This window comes from Acidovorax sp. FW305-C-20-28 (assembly GCF_058783375.1).
Genome location: NZ_JBYSYM010000027.1, coordinates 1 through 14,912, shown reverse-complemented (window position 1 = coordinate 14,912; position 14,912 = coordinate 1). Strand labels below are relative to the sequence as shown.

Genomic DNA, 14,912 nt, shown 5'->3' with positions numbered 1-14,912 from the left:
CCTATCATCACGGTCTACCATGCTGATAACTGCTGCCGTGCTGATCTGGTTGACCGGGCTTGCCCATTCCGTCCTGGGCGAGCGCTACCTGCTCATGCGCCTGTTCCAGCGCGCCGATGCGCTGCCCAAGGTGCTGGGCAGCACGGCCTTCACTGCCGGCACGCTGCGCTTCGTGTGGCACCTGCTCACCGTGGTGTGGTGGGCTCTGGCCTATGTGGTGCTTTCGTTGGGCCATGGCCCGCTGGGGCGCAATGAGCTGTTGCTGGTGATCGGCACCACCGCGCTGGTGTCGGCCGCCTTTCCGCTCTATTTCACGCGTGGCAAGCACCTGTCGTGGGTGGCGCTGGTCGCCGTAGGGGCCTTGCTGTTGGCTAGCCGAACCTCAACGCCATGACACCCGCGACAATGGTGCACACCCCCATGGCCTTGCCCGCGCCAAACGGCTCGCGCAGCCACAGCGTGCCCAGCAGCGCGGCGAACAGCACCGAGGTTTCGCGCAGCGCCGCCACCACGGCCACGGGCGCACGCGTCATGGCCCACAGGGCGATGGCGTAGCTGCCCAGGGAGGCCACGGTGCCCAGGCTGGCAATGCGCCAGCGCCCCGCCATGTAGGCCAGCGCGGCGCGCCGCTCCTGCGGCCCGCGCTGGTACAGCACCACCAGCAGGTAGGGAATGCCGTCGAAAAGGAACAGCGCCGCCACATAGGCGCCCGCATCGCCCGCGGCGCGCACGCCCAGGCCGTCGATCACGGTGTAGGCGGCGATGATGAGCGCGTTCACCAGCGCAAAGCGCAGCGCCCGGCGGCGTTGTTCGGGCGGCGACGCGCTGGCGCGCGACAGCCCCAGCAGCAGCACGCCGGCGCACACGGCGGCCACGCCGCCCCAGGCCAGCAGCGACAGCGATTCGCCCAGCAACTGGTGGCTGCCCAGCGCCACCAGCAGCGGTGCACAGCCGCGCATCACGGGGTAGGTCAGACCCAGGTCACCATGCCGGTAGGCGCCCGCCAGTGCCAGGTAGTAGCCGATGTGGATCGCGCTGGAGGCCGCCAGGTACGGCCAGGCCGCCGCCACTGGCAGCCCCGTGGCCAGCAGGAGCGGCGCGGCGATGAAAAAGCCCAGGCTGTGGATCAGCGCGGTGTCGAGTTCCTTGTCGGCGGCCGACTTGATGAGCGCGTTCCAGCTGGCGTGCAGCAATGCGCCAAACAGCACGGCCAGAACCACAGGTGCAGCCAGCGTCACGCGGGGGCGCCCTCCTGCATGCAGCGGCGTGCGCGGGCCAGGTAGTGGACCATGGGCGGGGTGGCAAAGTCGGCCTGCTTGGCCAGGTCGTCCCACAGCCGCACGCGCACCGCATCGTGCGCATGCGGGCGCGCGAGGAACTCCTGCGCCTCTTCGGCGCTGAACACGCCACCCTGCAGCTGCAGGCTGCGCCGCGAGTCTTCGGACAGGTTCTCGTAGTAGTGCGGCTGCACTGCGCACAGGTAGCGCTTGGCATCCACATGCCAGCGTATGGCGTCGAGCACGCGCTCGGAAAACAGCCCGCGCAGAAATGGCAGGGCGTAGAACTGGTGCAGGTCGTCGATGCCGCGCAAGGTGGGCGATTCGCCCTGGTCGTTGAGCAGATGGCCCAGGTCGTGCAGCAGGGCGGCGGTGATCAGCTCATCGTCGGCACCCGACTGCTCGGCCAGCCAGGCGCACTGCAGCGCATGCTCGCGCTGCGTGACCGGCTCGCCGCTGTACTGCGCGCCGCCCTTGCGGGCGAACAGTTGGCCGATGTCGTCCAGTGTCAGTGCCATGGCGTGCTCCCTGTGTCCGCTCAGGCGGTGACCGTGCGGCGTGCGCCCGGGGTGGTGGGGGCCGCAGCAGGCTGGGCCGGGTCGGCATGCCGGGCCTCGTAGTTCAGGCGCGTGCGCTCGCGGCTGTTCATCACGTGGTCGTGCATGGCCTGGCCGGCGGCCTCGGCATCGCCCGCGGCAATCGCCTTGACGATGGCCTTGTGCTCGCGCGAGTACACGGCCATGGACTCTTCGGTCAGGTTCTGGCGGCGGAACAGCGACAGCTCGTTGACCAGCTTGCGGTAGGTGGCCACCAGCTTGGCATTGCCCGCCAGCTCCAGCAACCGGTCGTGGAACTGCAGGTTGAAGCGGTGGTAGTCCTGCGCGTTGCCGCCCTTGACGGCCTGGTCCATGGCATCGACCAGCTGGCGCAGCTCGCGCACTTCGGTGGCCGTGGCCGTCTGCGCGAGTTTGCGGCCCACATACAGGTCCATCACCGCGCGCACCTCGAAGATCTCCAGCGCCTCCTCGATCGGCACGGCGCGCACGAACACGCCGCGGTTCTTCTCGGTACGCACCAGGCCGGCTTCTTCGAGCAGGCGAAAGGCCTCGCGCACCGGCCCGCGCGACACGCCCAACTGGTCGGCCAGCGTGGCCTCGGTGAGCTTGGCGCCAGGCAGCAGGGCGCCGTCCAGAATCATGCGTTCGATCTCGTTTTGCACCAGCTTGGGCAGCGAATTGCCCTGAAGCTGTGCAATGGTGGTGCGGGTGCTGGAAGAGGGTGTCGCCATGGGGTGCAATGGTACGTTGCAGAGCACAGATTGTCTACAATCTACGATAGGCAATAGACAATCAACCGGGTTGGCCTGCATTTTGCATCAGCAATGTGTCATGAAGATGACTTGTCGCATCGGCATATTCGCCGCTTCTCTGACCCGGAGTTCTTCCATGCAAATTGCCAAACACCTCATTGCCGCAGCCCTCGGGCTGGTTGTTGCCACTGCTGCCCACGCGCAAAAGACCGAGCTCGTGGTCTACACCGCGCTCGAGACGGACCAGCTCAAGGCCTACCAGGAGGCCTTCAACAAGGTGCACCCGGACATCGCCATCAAGTGGGTGCGCGACTCCACCGGCGTCATCACCGCCAAGCTGCTCGCCGAAAAGGCCAACCCCCAGGCCGACGCGATCTGGGGCGTGGCCGCCTCCAGCCTGGCCCTGTTCGACAAGAGCGGCATGCTCGAGCCCTACGCGCCGCTCAACCTCGACGCGCTGATGCCCCAGTACCGCGACAAGAAGAAGGTCCCCGCCTGGTGGGGCATGGACGTGTTCGGTGCCGTGGTGTGTTTCAATACCGTCGAGGCCAAGAAGAAGAACATCGCCCTGCCCACGACGTGGAAGGACCTGCTCAAGCCCGAGTTCAAGGGCCAGGTGGTCATGCCCAACCCCGCTTCCTCGGGCACCGGCTACTTCGACGTGGCGGCCTGGCTGCAGCTGTGGGGCGACGACAGCGGCAAGGGTGGTGGCTGGAAGTACATGGACGCGCTGCACGAGAACATCGCCCAGTACACGCATTCGGGCTCCAAGCCCTGCAACATGGCAGCGGCTGGCGAGTTCGTGGCCGGCATCTCTTTCGAGTACCGGGGCTACACCAACAAGGCCAAGGGCGCCCCCATCGACCTGGTGTTCCCCAAGGAGGGCCTGGGCTGGGACCTGGAGGGCTTTGCCGTCTACAAGAGCACGAAGAAGCTCGACGCCGCCAAGAAGCTGGCAGACTGGGCTTCGTCCAAGGACGCGATGATCCTGTACGGCAAGAACTTCGCCATCACCGCGCAGCCCGGCGTGGCGCCCAAGCTGGCCCACATTCCGGCCGACTACGAGGCGCGCCTGATCAAGATGGACTTCGACCAGTCGGCCACCAGCCGCGAGCGCGTGCTGGCCGAGTGGACGCGCCGCTACGACACCAAGAGCGAAGCGAAGAAGTGATGTTCGCCCCCCGAGAGGCCATGGACGGGCGCAGCGGCGAGCCGCTGCCCGCAAAGGCGACCATGCACACCCCCACTACCGCCAGCGATGCCTACCTGGAACTGCATGGCGTGCACAAGCGCTACGGCGGCTTCACGGCGCTGCAGAGCATCGACCTGGCGATCGCGCGCGGCGAGTTCGTGTGCTTCCTGGGCCCCTCGGGCTGCGGCAAGACCACGCTGCTGCGCATCATCGCCGGGCTGGAGACGCAGACCGCCGGCCGCATCCACCAGGCCGGGCGCGACATCTCCGTGCTGCCGCCGGCGGGGCGCGACTACGGCATCGTGTTCCAGTCCTACGCGCTGTTTCCCAACCTCAGCATTGCCGACAACGTGGCCTACGGCCTGGTCAACCGGCGCCAGCCGCGTGCGCAGATCGCCGCGCGCGTGCAGGAGCTGTTGGCCCTGGTGGGCCTGCCCGGCAGCGGCGCCAAGTACCCGGCGCAGATGTCCGGCGGCCAGCAGCAGCGCGTGGCGCTGGCGCGCGCCCTGGCCACCTCGCCGGGGCTGCTGCTGCTCGATGAGCCATTGTCGGCGCTCGACGCCATCGTGCGCGTGCACCTGCGCAACGAGATCCGTGCGCTGCAGCGTGAACTGGGCGTGACCACGGTGATGGTCACGCACGACCAGGAGGAAGCCCTGTCCGTGGCCGACCGCATCGTGGTCATGAACCATGGCGTGATCGAGCAGGTGGGCACGCCGGCCCAGGTCTACCGTGAGCCGGCCTCGCCCTTCGTGGCCCGCTTCATCGGCAAGGTCAACCGCCTGCAGGCCGTGGCCGAAGGAGACCATTGGTTCCGCTGCGGCGACAAGCGCCTGCAGTGCGCGCCCGGCGCGGGCGCCGATTTCCGCGCCGGCCGGCCGGTGGAGCTGTACCTGCGGCCCGAGGACCGCGTGGTCGGCGCGCTGCCGGACGACGCGCCGGGCCTGTGCACGGGCCGGGTGCTGCGCATCGAGTTCCTGGGCGGCAACTGCTTGGTGGAGGTCGATGTGGACGGCCTGCCGGGCCAGCCGCTGCAGCTGCAGTACTCGCTCAACCAGATGGACGAGTTCCACGTGCGCGAAGGCGCGCAACTGCGCTTCGCGCTGCGCATGGACCGGCTGCGCGTGTTCGCGGCGCAATCCGAAGAATCCGAAGGGGAGGGCGCATGAACGCCATGGCACTGCCCGTGGCCGCCCCGCCACTGCGCCAACGCCTGCACTGGAGCGACCGCGTGGCCCACGCGGGCCTGCTGGCCGTGGTGCTGCTCTTGGTGCTGGGCCTGCTGGCGCCGCTGGTGGCCATTCTCTCGCAGTCGCTGCAGGGCAACGGGGCGACCGCAGGGCTGGCGGCCTTTACTGCCTACCTGGCCTCGCCCGCGCTGCTGGGCAGCCTGTGGAACAGCGTCTGGGTGTCGCTGCTGGTCACGGCCATCGTGGTGCCGCTGGCCTTCGCGTTCGCCTACGCGCTCACGCGCAGCTGCATGCCGGGCAAGGGCCTGCTGCGCAGCACCATGCTGCTGCCGCTGCTGGCACCCTCGCTGCTGTCGGCCATCTCCATGATCTACTGGTTCGGCAACCAGGGTATTGCCAAGGATTTCTGGCAGGGCCTGGGTTTCAGCGGCATCTATGGCGCCTCGGGCATCGTGCTGGCGCAGTGCTTCGCCACCTTTCCGCACGTGCTGATGATCCTGGTCACGGCGCTCTCGCTGGCCGACGCGCGCCTGTACGAGGCGGCCGACGCCATGGGCACGGGCATGGTGCGCAAGTTCTTCACCATCACGCTGCCGGGCGCCAAGTATGGGCTGATCTCGGCCGCGCTGGTCTGCTTCACCCTGGTCATCACCGACTTCGGCATCCCCAAGGTGGTGGGCGGCAACTTCAATGTGCTCGCCACCGATGTGTTCAAGCTCGTCATCGGCCAGCAGGACTTTCAGCGCGGTGCCGTGGTGGCCCTGTTGCTGCTGCTGCCCGCGGTGCTGACCTTCGGCGTCGATGCTCTGGTGCAGCGCAAGCAGACCGCCACGCTCACCGCGCGTGCCGTGGCCCTGGTGCCCCGGCCCCGGCGCGGGTTCGACACGCTGATGCTGCTGTACTGCCTGGCCATTGCGGCCCTGGTGCTGGCCATGTTCGGCATGGCGGTGTTCGCCTCGTTCGCCCAATTCTGGCCCTACAACCTCACCCCCAGCCTCAACCATTATGTGGCCGGCCTGGTGGATGCGGGCGTGTCCACCGCGCTGTTCAACAGCCTCCAGCTTGCCGCCGGCACCGCCGTGGTGGGCACGCTGGTGGTCTTCGTGGGCGCCTACCTGCTGGAGAAGACGCGCGGCATGGACGCCTTGCGCCCCGTGGTGCGCCTGCTGGCCACGCTGCCCATGGCCGTGCCCGGCCTGGTGCTGGGCCTGGGCTACATCTTCTTCTTCAACGCACCGGGCAACCCGCTCAATGGGCTCTACCAGACACTGCCGCTCATGGTGCTGTGCACCGTGGTGCACTTCTATACCACGGGCCACATCACCATGGTCACGGCGCTCAAGGCCATCGACGCGGAGTTCGAAGCCGTCTCGGCCTCGCTCAAGGTGCCGCAGTACATCACCTTCTGGCGCGTGACCCTGCCCATCTGCCTGCCCGTGCTGCTCGATGTGTCGCGCTACTTCTTCATCAACGCCATGACCACCATCTCGGCCGTGGTCTTTTTGTACTCGCCCGACACGCGGCTGGCTTCGCTGGCCATCCTCAACCTCGACGAAGCCGGCGACACCGGCCCCGCCGCCGCCATGGCCGTGCTCATCGCCGCCACGTCGGCGGTGGTCACGCTGCTGTACCTGGGACTGGGCAAGCTGGTGGACAAGCGAACCCAGGCCTGGCGTTCGCCGACGCGATGAAGATGACGATGACACAGCGCCTTGCCATCTTCGACCTGGACAACACCCTGCTCACCGGCGACAGCGAGGTGCTGTGGCTGGCGTATTTGGGCGATCAGGGCCTGCTCGATGCCGCCATGGCCGAGCGCAATGCCGACATGGACCGCCGCTACCACGCCGGCACCGTGGCGCCCCAAGAGTTCTGCAGCTTCTACGCCGCGCTCTTCACCGGCCGCACGCCGCAGCAATGGCAGCCGCTGCTGGATGGCTGGTTCGCCAGCGTGATCGCCCCGCGCATCCCCGAGGCCGCGCACGCCCTGGTGCAGCGCCATCGCGGTGCGGGCGATGTGCTGGTGCTGAGCACGGCGTCGAGCCGCATCCTGGCCGAGCCCAGCGCCCAGGCGCTGGGCTTCGAGCACCTGATCGCCACCGAGCTGGAGTTGCTTCCCGATGGCTGCCTGGCCGGCCGCACCGAAGGCACGCTGAACATGCGCGAGGGCAAGGTGCAGCGGCTGCGCACCTGGCTCGCTGCGCGTGGCGCAGATGCCGATGCCGCGTTGGCCAGCGCCACCTTCTACAGCGATTCCATCAACGACCTGCCCCTGCTGCAGGCCGTGGGCCACCCCGTGGTGGTCGACCCCGACCCGCGCCTGCTGGCCGAGGCCCAGGCACGTGCCTGGCCCGTGCTGCGGCTGGCGCGCAATTCTCTTGCCTCCGAGACAACATGACGACCAACCATTCTTCTGAACACCATTTCGATCTCATCGTGGTCGGCGCCGGCATCGTCGGCCTGGCCCATGCCTACACCGCCGCGAAACGCGGCCTCAAGGTCTGCGTGGTCGAGCGCGATGCCGCCTGCGTGGGCGCATCCATCCGCAACTTCGGCTTCATCACCGTCACCGGCCAGGGCGCGGGCGACACCTGGCGCCGCGCCCGGCGTGCGCGCGAAGTCTGGGGCGATGTGGCGCCCCAGGCCGGCATAGCCGCCGTGCACCACGGCCTGTACCTCAGCGCCTTCCGCCCGCTGGCGCACACCGTGCTCGAAGCCTTCATGCGCACCGAAATGGCCGAGGGCTGCGAACTGCTGGGCATTGAAGAAGCCGCACGCCGCGCGCCCGCGCTGCAGTTGGAGGGCGCCCAGTCCGTGCTGTACAGCCCGCACGAGATGCGGGTGGAATCGCGCACCGCCATCGGCCTCCTGGCGCGCTGGCTGGCCGAGGCGCATGGCGTGGAGTTCCGCTTCGGCGAAGCCGTGCTCGAAGTGGCCACGCCGCGCGTGCGCACATCGCGCGCCGTGCTGCATGCCGAGCGCGTGGCCGTGTGCACCAATACCGAGCTGCATGGCCTGTTCGCCGAGCGCCTGGCGCCGCACGATCTGCGCCTGTGCCAGCTGCAGATGCTGCGCGTGGTGCCCGAGCCGGGCTTCCAGCTGCCCGGCTCCGTGATGGCCGACCTGAGCCTGGTGCGCTACCACGGCTACAGCCGCCTGCCCGAGGCCGCGCCCCTGCTGGAACAGATGCGCCGTGAAGAGGGCGAATCGCTGGACCACGGCATCCACCTCATCGTGGTGCAGAGCGCCGACGGCTCGCTCGTGGTGGGCGACTCGCACCACTACGGCGCGGCGCCCGAGCCCTTTGCCAGCGAGCGCGTGGACGCGCTCATCCTGCGCCACCTGCGCGAGACCCTGCGCCTGCGCGAAGCCACCGTCAGCGCGCGCTGGGTCGGCACCTACCCCTCGTCGGCCAGCACCGACTGCCTGATCGACGCCCCCGACGGCGCCACCCGCGTGGTGCTGGTCACCAGCGGCACCGGCGCCAGCACTGCCTTCGGCATTGCCGAGGACGTGTTCAACGCCTGGTAAGCCACCGCCTCCGATTTGCATTTATTCAGAACCATGAGCAACACCACCCCGTCCGTCCCCGCCGTATCGTCCGCGCACGACCAATTGAGCGCCGTCGTCTTCGACTGGGCCGGCACCATCCTCGACTTTGGCTCCTGCGCGCCCATGGGCGCCTTCGTGCGCCTGTTCGAGCAGTTCGGCATCAGCCTCAGCATCGCCCAGGCGCGCGGCCCCATGGGCATGGCCAAGTGGGACCACATCCATGCCCTGGGCCGCCTGCCCGAGGTGGCGGCGCAATGGCAAGCCAAGTATGGCCGCCCCCTGACCGATGCCGATGTGGACCAACTCTACGAAGTGTTCACCCCGCTCAACGCCGCCGTCGTGCCCGATTTCTGCGACTTCATCCCCGGCGCGCTCGATGCCATTGCCGCCGTGCGCGCACGCGGCCTCAAGGTCGGGTCCACCACGGGCTACAACCGCCCCATCATGGAAGTCGTGAGCGCCATCGCCGCAAAGGGCGGCTATGTGCCCGACAACCTGGTCTGCGCCGGCGACCAGGCCACCGGCCGGCCCACACCGCTGATGATGTGGCAGTGCTTTGCCGACCTGGGCATCTGCTGGCCCGCCACCGTGGTCAAGGTCGACGACACCGAAGTGGGCGTGCAGGAAGGCCTGGCCGCCGGCACCTGGGCCGTGGGCCTGGCCGTCAGCGGCAACGCCATGGGCCTGCCCCTGGCCGAATGGCAGGCCCTGGGCCCGGCCGAGCAGGCCGTGCGCCGTGCGGCGGCCGAGGCCAAGCTGCGCGCTGCCGGCGCGCACTATGTGATCGACTCGGTGGCCGATCTGCCGCCGGTGCTCGATGCGATTGCGGCGCGGCTGGCGCGCGGGGAGCAGCCGGGCGGCGTCAGCGCGGTTCCGGGTCTTCGATCAGCCTGAGCTGCAGGCCCGGGCTGCCGCTCCCTGAGTAGGCGAGGGTGTAGTACCCCGGTGCCAATGCCTTGCGCCCGGCGGGGAAGGCCCGGTCGATCACGTCCGTCACCTGGCGGTCCGGCAGCTGGATGCGGGTCTTGCGGTAGTGCGGCAGTTCGGTGGGAAAGCCATGCCAGCGGCTGGTCTGCCCGGGCTGCAGGGGGCCCAGGTCCACATCGGTGCCGCGCTGCGGCCAGCCTTGCCACACATGCCCGAAAGGGATGCCGCTGTCATTGCGCACGCGCAGCCAGACCTTGCCACCGTGGGCCTGCCCCTGGGCGTGGGCCCCGCCCGTGATCAGGCCCGCCATGCCGGCCAGCAAGGCTCCCAGGTGGTGCAGGGCATGGCGGCGCATCATGGGCTGTCCTTGAGCGCCTGCAAATCGCTGTCCAGGTCGCACACCCGCGCGCGCAGGCGCGCCAGGCCAGCGCCTGCCACGTTGAGGGCGGCCGAGCTGCCCTGGTCGGCATGCACGGCCATGTCCCATTGCGCCTGGGCCTTGTCGAAAGCGAGCCAGGCGCGCTGCGCGGCGCGCAGGCTGTCGCGGCGCGCAGTGCCTGCCGCCTTGAGCACCTGGGCGTACAGGCGGTTGAGCTCCTTGTCCCAGGCCGCGTAGGCGGTGGACTGGGCATCGCGCATGTCGGCGGTCACGCCGCCGCTGCGCTCCATGGCGGCTGCGTAGGCCGCATCGATGGGGTGGGCTGCCGTGCGCCCGCAGTGGTGTGCGGTGGCCTGCTGGGCGTGCGCCGTGGCCTGCGCCCCGGCCAGCAACAGCAGTGCGGCGCACAGCCTGGGGAGAATGGGGGCGGTGCGCGCCATCATTCGGCCAGGGCGTAGCTCAGCAGGTCCAGGGACTGGGTGTCCTTGGGGTTCCATGACAGGCCCGACTCCCGGGCCACCAGCGCATAGGTCTTGCCCTGCTGCAGCTTGCCACCGGGCATCAGGGCTTCGGTGTGCGCATCCACATAGAGCATGGTGGTCAAGCCCTCACCGCTGCGCAGCAGCACGGCCTTCTTGCGGCCGCCGTCGAGCTTGGGCTCGTTGACCCATGCGGCCTTGTTGCCTGGCGGCGGGGCCAGGTTTTCCACCGTGCCGGTCAGGCGAACGACCTTGCGCCACACCTTGCTCTGCTTGGGGTCGGCCGATGGCTTGCCGTTTTCCTCGGCCGCTGCCTTCTGGATGTCGCCCAGCGAGTTGTAGGCAATGCTCCAGTCCCAGTGGCGGGTGTCGCGGCGGATGTGGTCGGCCGCCAGCATCAGGTTTTCGGTCCAGTTGCCGCAGTTGCCCTTGGACTGGCACAGCTTCCAGGCCGAATCCATCCAGCGCTTGAGCTGGGCGGCCTTGTCGCTGCCGCCCATCTCCAGGGCCACGCCGGCCCCCAGCGCCACGCCCACCTGCTGCTGGTTGGGGGCCACCACCAGCACCGCGCCGTTGCCCACATCCAGCTTGCCCACGCGCAACTGGCGCATCATGGCCCAGGCGTACTGCTCGGCCGTGAGGCCGCCCAGGTCCTTGACCAGCATGGTGACGATCTCCACCCCCACGGCCTGGGCGTGTTCGTACATCTGCTTTTCGAATTTGGCGCGTTGGGCCGGCTCCAGAAAACCGAACTCGTCGTAGATGAACTGCGTGCCCTTGGAAGGCAGGGCTTGCGCATCGGGGCGTGGCAAGGTCTCGGCCGCTGCGGCCAGGGCGGTGGGCGCAGGCCTGGCCGTGGGAGTGGGGGCGGTGGCCGCGGCAGGCACTGGCGCAGGCGCCGCCTTGGGGGCGGAGGGGGCGGAAGGCGCGGCCGCCACGGCCACGGCGGGTGGTGTGCCGCCTGCGCAGTCCTTGCCGCCCTGCAGTTCGCAGGCCTGCTTCCACCCGGCCTCGATGGCGGCCAGGCGCTTGCGGCGGCCGGGGTGGGTCTGGCCGTCCTGCTCGGGGATCAGCGTGGCAATGGCGCGCTGTGCATCGGCCAGGGGCGCGCCCATCTTGTAGAGCACGAAGCCGCTGAACTTGTCCGATTCGAGCTCGATCGGGGGCTGGCTGCCGCCCGGCACGATGGTGTGGCCCGACAGGTGGTGCCCGATCTCGTGCGCCATGATGCTCACGGGCGCCCAGTTGTTGGCTTTGGTGGCACGGATCACATCGCCCATGAAGGCCGGGTTGTAGGCGATCACCCGGCGCGGGACCTTGTCGGGGCCCTGCATGATCACGGCTGCGGCGTTGGGCACCTGCCCCTCCACCACCACGAAGTTGGGCGGCAGGCCGGTGTACTTCATGATCTCGGCCACCACCTCCTTGCCGGTGCTGCCCCCCTTGGACAGATCGGGCGGCGAGAAGGCCACCGGGCTGCCGTCGTACGAGCAGGCCTGCAGCGTGGCCGCCAGTTCGGCCGTGAGCTGGGCGCGGCTGGGTTTGCCGGCGCTGCTGCTGGAGGTGGTGGACGAAGCCTTTTGCGCCAGTGCCGGGGCGGCGCAGGCCAGCCCCAGCAGCAGCGCCATGCTGGCCCGCGCCACGGAGTGCAGGCCGGGGTGCAGGTGGGGAGTGCGGCGTTGGGTGGTCATGCGGGTGCTTGCCTTTCATGCGGCCGAGGGCCGTGGGTGGGTGCCGGAGAGGGCGAGAAGGAACGGATAGACGGGGAAAGCCGGGGGACAGGTCACTAGGCCGCCACCAGTGCGGCCACGCGCAGCACGCGCTGGGCCAGGTCGGCCTGGCCGCGCGTCCCCGTCTTGGCATACAGGCTGGCCAACTGGGTGCGCACCGTGGGCATCTTCACGCCCTGGGTGTCGGCCATTTCGCGTGGCGTCATGCCCTGCAGCAGCAGGGGCAGCAGGGCGGCCTCGGCCGGTGTCAGCCCGTAGAGCGCGCTGCAGACGGAGGCCGCAGTCGAGGCATGGGGCGGCGTCTCGGGCACCAGGATGAACTGCACCAGCACCTCGCCCATGGCGCCCGGTGCGGTCCTGAGCGGCGCCGCCAGCGCCACCAGGGGCTGGTTGCCCGCCGTGCGCAGGCGCAGCGAGACCGGTGTGCGCGTGCCCAGGCTGGCGGCGATGAGCGGCACCAGAGCGGCATCCACCTGGGCTAGGCGCAGGGGCTGGCGGTTGTGCCAGCCCGTGGCATGGCGCAGCAGCAAGTGGCATTCGTCCTCCACGCCCAGCCAGGTGCGCGCATGGTCGTTGAGGTAGCGCACCTCGCCCTGCCGGTTGGCGTGCAGCACGCCCAGTGGCAGCTGGTTGAGCGTCTGCTCCAGCGCGCCGGCGTGGCGCTGCGCCTGCTGCATGCGCCGCTGTGCGCGCAGCAGGCTGCGCACCCAGGGCGTCACGGCCCGCAGCCAGGCAAACTGCTGCTGCGTGAATTCCGGCTGACCCAGCTCGTTGTACATGGCCAGCACATGCACGCCCACCTCGGGCGAGCTCTCCACCACGCTGTTGACCATGGCATCGATGCCCAGCGGGCGCAGGTATTCCGCGTAGAAGGCGCCACGGCGCAACTCGGCCGTGCCGATGAGCTGCTGGCTCAGTGAGCCGCCCCGCGCGGTGGCCTCGGCGTGCTGGCGCTCCAGCGCGTCGCTCCAGGCATCGCTCACCTGGATCAGCGAGGCATAGCGCGACAGGAAATCGTCGGGCATGCCCGACTGGAAGGCCGCCAGCGGGTCATCGGTGCCGGGCAGGGGGCAGAACAGCACCACCTTGCGGCTGCCCAGGCGCTCGCCCAGCTGCTGCAGCAGCCGCTCGACCATGCCGGGCTCGCCCAGGGCCTCCATGCTCTCGGCCATGAGGGTCTCGAACCCGCTCATCCCCAATTGCTCTCCCAGCCAGTTCCCGTGGGTCAAGGCCTTGCTCCCGCTTGTCGTCGTCGTTGGATTGTTGTGCCGGGCATGGTATGTCGGGCGTCTGGAGGCGGGCATCATCCAAATGGATGATGTTGTGGGTGTGCCACGCATGGCGCCGGCTTTGCCTTCACAGGCCCATCTGCCACAGCACCAGCTCCACCACGGCGCGCGCGTACAGCGCCGTGGTTTGCCACTTGAGCAGGGCAAACAGCGCGCCGGCCAGCAGCAGCCTCCAGCCCTCGCGCCGCAGGTCCACCAGGTAGAACTGGCACAGCGCCACCATGAAGACCAGCGCCTGCACCCCCGTCATGTACCACGGCGACCAGGCCTTGTGCCACTTGAGCAGGCCGGGTGAGGGGGCCAGCACCAGCGGCAGCTGGTTCAGGATCTGCAGCGCAATGAACACCGCCTGGCACACCAGCGCAAAGGCCAGCAGCTCGGCGGCGTTGTAGCCCAGCCGCCGCCAGAAGACCACCGCAGCGCTCACGAACGCGGCCAGCGCCCCCAGCGAGAACGACCATTTCGAGTAGCTGGCCACCAGCGCATACATGCGCGCGGCCGCCTCGCTGGGCAGCTCTGGCTTGAGGTAATCGGTATGCCCCAGCACCACGAGCAGGAAGCCGATGGCCAGGCACAGCAGGCTCAGCGGGTGCAGATGGTCCTTGCGCATGCCCAGCACATACTCGCGCGCCATGGTGCCCGGTTGCGGCAGCACGCGCAGCGCATTGCGCACCACGCCCCATTCAAACCAGCGAAATCGCGCCCAGGCCTCCTGGCGCACCGTGGCCCGGCCAATGCGCCCGGCCTTCTTCTGCCCGCACTGCGCGCAGAACGGCCCGGTGAGCGCGGCCCCGCAGTTCAGGCACAGGGCGGTGTCGAACAGCGCATCGTCCACCTTGCCCGCCTGATGGGCCGCCGGGGAGTTGGGCAGGTGTTCTGACGGGGCAGATGGCGGGGTGAAGGCTTCGCTCACGCACGGGCTGGGGTGGTTGCAGTGGAGGCGAATGTAGAAAACCAGCGGGTCCGGCGCATCATCCAGGTGAAGGATGCGAGACGGCCGGCGGCCCTTCCATTGTGACTTTTGTCACGCCATGTTCCATTCATCCGCCCGCGGGTGTCGGGTGCGTGAGGTACTCCACATCCACCCGGTCCGTCAGCCACACCCCGTTGTCCGAGCGGTAGAACGCATGCCCGTCGCGCTGCATGCGCAGGGCGTCCACCACCAGCACCACGGGCACGCCATGGCGTGTGCCCACGGACACCGCAACGTCCTGCTTCTCGGTCAGATGCACATGGTGGCGGCTGCCACGCAGCAGGCCTTGCGCAAAGATGGATGTCAGAAAGCGCGATGCCGTGCCGTGGTACAGCCTGTCCGGCGGCACCTGCGGCACCTGCGGCACCAGGCCCAGGTCCACATCGACCGAATGCCCCTGGTTGGCGCGGATGCGCAGGCCATCGTCGCTGAAGGCAAAGCGCTGCTTGTCATTGCTGGCCACCACCTCGTGCAGCAGGGCAGGGCTGATGCGCTTGCCCACGCGCTCGCAGCCGGCCTCAGGGCCTGTTCACCCTGATTTCGGGGATCGCGTTGCCCGGCCTGGGGGCTGGATGCAAGGCGCCCGTGCGCAGCAAGGTGTGCACCTTGCAAGCG

16 protein-coding genes are annotated in these 14,912 nt (G+C 69.0%); 7 read left to right on the top strand and 9 right to left on the bottom strand.

Going from position 1 to position 14,912, the window contains the following annotated elements:
• Nucleotides 1-19: 19 nt before the first annotated feature.
• Complete coding sequence (locus tag AC3WOH_RS25830) at nt 20-394, top strand: hypothetical protein (RefSeq protein WP_492232197.1); 375 nt, start codon at nt 20-22, stop codon at nt 392-394.
• Here the strand turns inward: AC3WOH_RS25830 and AC3WOH_RS25825 are convergent.
• Genes AC3WOH_RS25825 through AC3WOH_RS25815 form a run of 3 tightly spaced genes read right to left on the bottom strand, consistent with a single transcriptional unit; the run spans nt 372 to nt 2,565 of the window.
• Nucleotides 372-1,238 carry an EamA family transporter gene (locus AC3WOH_RS25825; RefSeq protein ID WP_492232196.1) on the bottom strand — a complete coding sequence of 289 codons (867 nt, stop codon included), beginning with the start codon at nt 1,236-1,238 and terminating at the stop codon, nt 372-374. The genes AC3WOH_RS25830 and AC3WOH_RS25825 overlap by 23 nt on opposite strands.
• The gene (locus tag AC3WOH_RS25820) at nt 1,235-1,795 is read right to left on the bottom strand and encodes a phosphonate degradation HD-domain oxygenase (protein WP_492232195.1); all 561 of its coding nucleotides are present in this window, start codon (nt 1,793-1,795) and stop codon (nt 1,235-1,237) included. Before AC3WOH_RS25820 ends, AC3WOH_RS25825 begins: the two co-directional genes overlap by 4 nt.
• Before the next feature lie 20 nt (nt 1,796-1,815).
• Nucleotides 1,816-2,565, bottom strand: coding sequence for a phosphonate utilization associated transcriptional regulator (locus tag AC3WOH_RS25815; RefSeq protein WP_492232194.1), 750 nt, complete (start codon nt 2,563-2,565; stop codon nt 1,816-1,818).
• A 157-nt stretch (nt 2,566-2,722) separates the two neighbouring features.
• On the opposite strand from AC3WOH_RS25815, the gene AC3WOH_RS25810 reads away from it, so the two are divergent.
• The 6 genes from AC3WOH_RS25810 to phnX are packed head-to-tail and all read left to right on the top strand — an operon-like array spanning nt 2,723 to nt 9,414.
• Entirely contained in the window at nt 2,723-3,757 is a 1,035-nt protein-coding gene (locus AC3WOH_RS25810; RefSeq protein WP_492232193.1) for a putative 2-aminoethylphosphonate ABC transporter substrate-binding protein, read from the top strand.
• Nucleotides 3,757-4,947, top strand: a complete 1,191-nt coding sequence (locus AC3WOH_RS25805; RefSeq protein WP_492232192.1) for a putative 2-aminoethylphosphonate ABC transporter ATP-binding protein — start codon at nt 3,757-3,759, stop codon at nt 4,945-4,947. Before AC3WOH_RS25810 ends, AC3WOH_RS25805 begins: the two co-directional genes overlap by 1 nt.
• Nucleotides 4,944-6,659 (top strand): putative 2-aminoethylphosphonate ABC transporter permease subunit, encoded by a 1,716-nt coding sequence (locus AC3WOH_RS25800; protein ID WP_492232191.1) that lies wholly within the window; start codon nt 4,944-4,946, stop codon nt 6,657-6,659. Before AC3WOH_RS25805 ends, AC3WOH_RS25800 begins: the two co-directional genes overlap by 4 nt.
• A gap of 8 nt (nt 6,660-6,667) precedes the next feature.
• Nucleotides 6,668-7,366 carry an HAD family hydrolase gene (locus tag AC3WOH_RS25795; RefSeq protein ID WP_492232190.1) on the top strand — a complete coding sequence of 233 codons (699 nt, stop codon included), beginning with the start codon at nt 6,668-6,670 and terminating at the stop codon, nt 7,364-7,366.
• Nucleotides 7,363-8,499 carry a TIGR03364 family FAD-dependent oxidoreductase gene (locus tag AC3WOH_RS25790; protein ID WP_492232189.1) on the top strand — a complete coding sequence of 379 codons (1,137 nt, stop codon included), beginning with the start codon at nt 7,363-7,365 and terminating at the stop codon, nt 8,497-8,499. The genes AC3WOH_RS25795 and AC3WOH_RS25790 overlap by 4 nt, the downstream gene beginning before the upstream one ends.
• A 33-nt stretch (nt 8,500-8,532) precedes the next feature.
• The gene (gene phnX / locus AC3WOH_RS25785; RefSeq protein WP_492232188.1) at nt 8,533-9,414 is read left to right on the top strand and encodes a phosphonoacetaldehyde hydrolase; all 882 of its coding nucleotides are present in this window, start codon (nt 8,533-8,535) and stop codon (nt 9,412-9,414) included.
• On the opposite strand, the gene AC3WOH_RS25780 is transcribed toward phnX, so the two are convergent.
• The 6 genes from AC3WOH_RS25780 to AC3WOH_RS25755 form a co-directional block, all read right to left on the bottom strand.
• Entirely contained in the window at nt 9,383-9,805 is a 423-nt protein-coding gene (locus tag AC3WOH_RS25780; protein WP_492232187.1) for a hypothetical protein, read from the bottom strand. The two genes, phnX and AC3WOH_RS25780, sit on opposite strands and share 32 nt — an antisense overlap.
• Nucleotides 9,802-10,269 carry a lysozyme inhibitor LprI family protein gene (locus tag AC3WOH_RS25775; RefSeq protein WP_492232186.1) on the bottom strand — a complete coding sequence of 156 codons (468 nt, stop codon included), beginning with the start codon at nt 10,267-10,269 and terminating at the stop codon, nt 9,802-9,804. The genes AC3WOH_RS25780 and AC3WOH_RS25775 overlap by 4 nt, the downstream gene beginning before the upstream one ends.
• On the bottom strand, nt 10,266-11,996 hold the full coding sequence (locus AC3WOH_RS25770) for a TPM domain-containing protein (RefSeq protein WP_492232185.1): 1,731 nt from the start codon (nt 11,994-11,996) through the stop codon (nt 10,266-10,268). Before AC3WOH_RS25770 ends, AC3WOH_RS25775 begins: the two co-directional genes overlap by 4 nt.
• A gap of 95 nt (nt 11,997-12,091) precedes the next feature.
• On the bottom strand, nt 12,092-13,228 hold the full coding sequence (locus AC3WOH_RS25765; RefSeq protein WP_492232184.1) for a helix-turn-helix transcriptional regulator: 1,137 nt from the start codon (nt 13,226-13,228) through the stop codon (nt 12,092-12,094).
• A 163-nt stretch (nt 13,229-13,391) separates the two neighbouring features.
• Nucleotides 13,392-14,237: a hypothetical protein gene (locus tag AC3WOH_RS25760; RefSeq protein ID WP_492232183.1), complete on the bottom strand. Its 846-nt coding sequence runs from the start codon at nt 14,235-14,237 to the stop codon at nt 13,392-13,394.
• A 127-nt stretch (nt 14,238-14,364) separates the two neighbouring features.
• Nucleotides 14,365-14,799: an RNA 2'-phosphotransferase gene (locus tag AC3WOH_RS25755; RefSeq protein ID WP_492232182.1), complete on the bottom strand. Its 435-nt coding sequence runs from the start codon at nt 14,797-14,799 to the stop codon at nt 14,365-14,367.
• Nucleotides 14,800-14,912 lie beyond the last annotated feature (113 nt).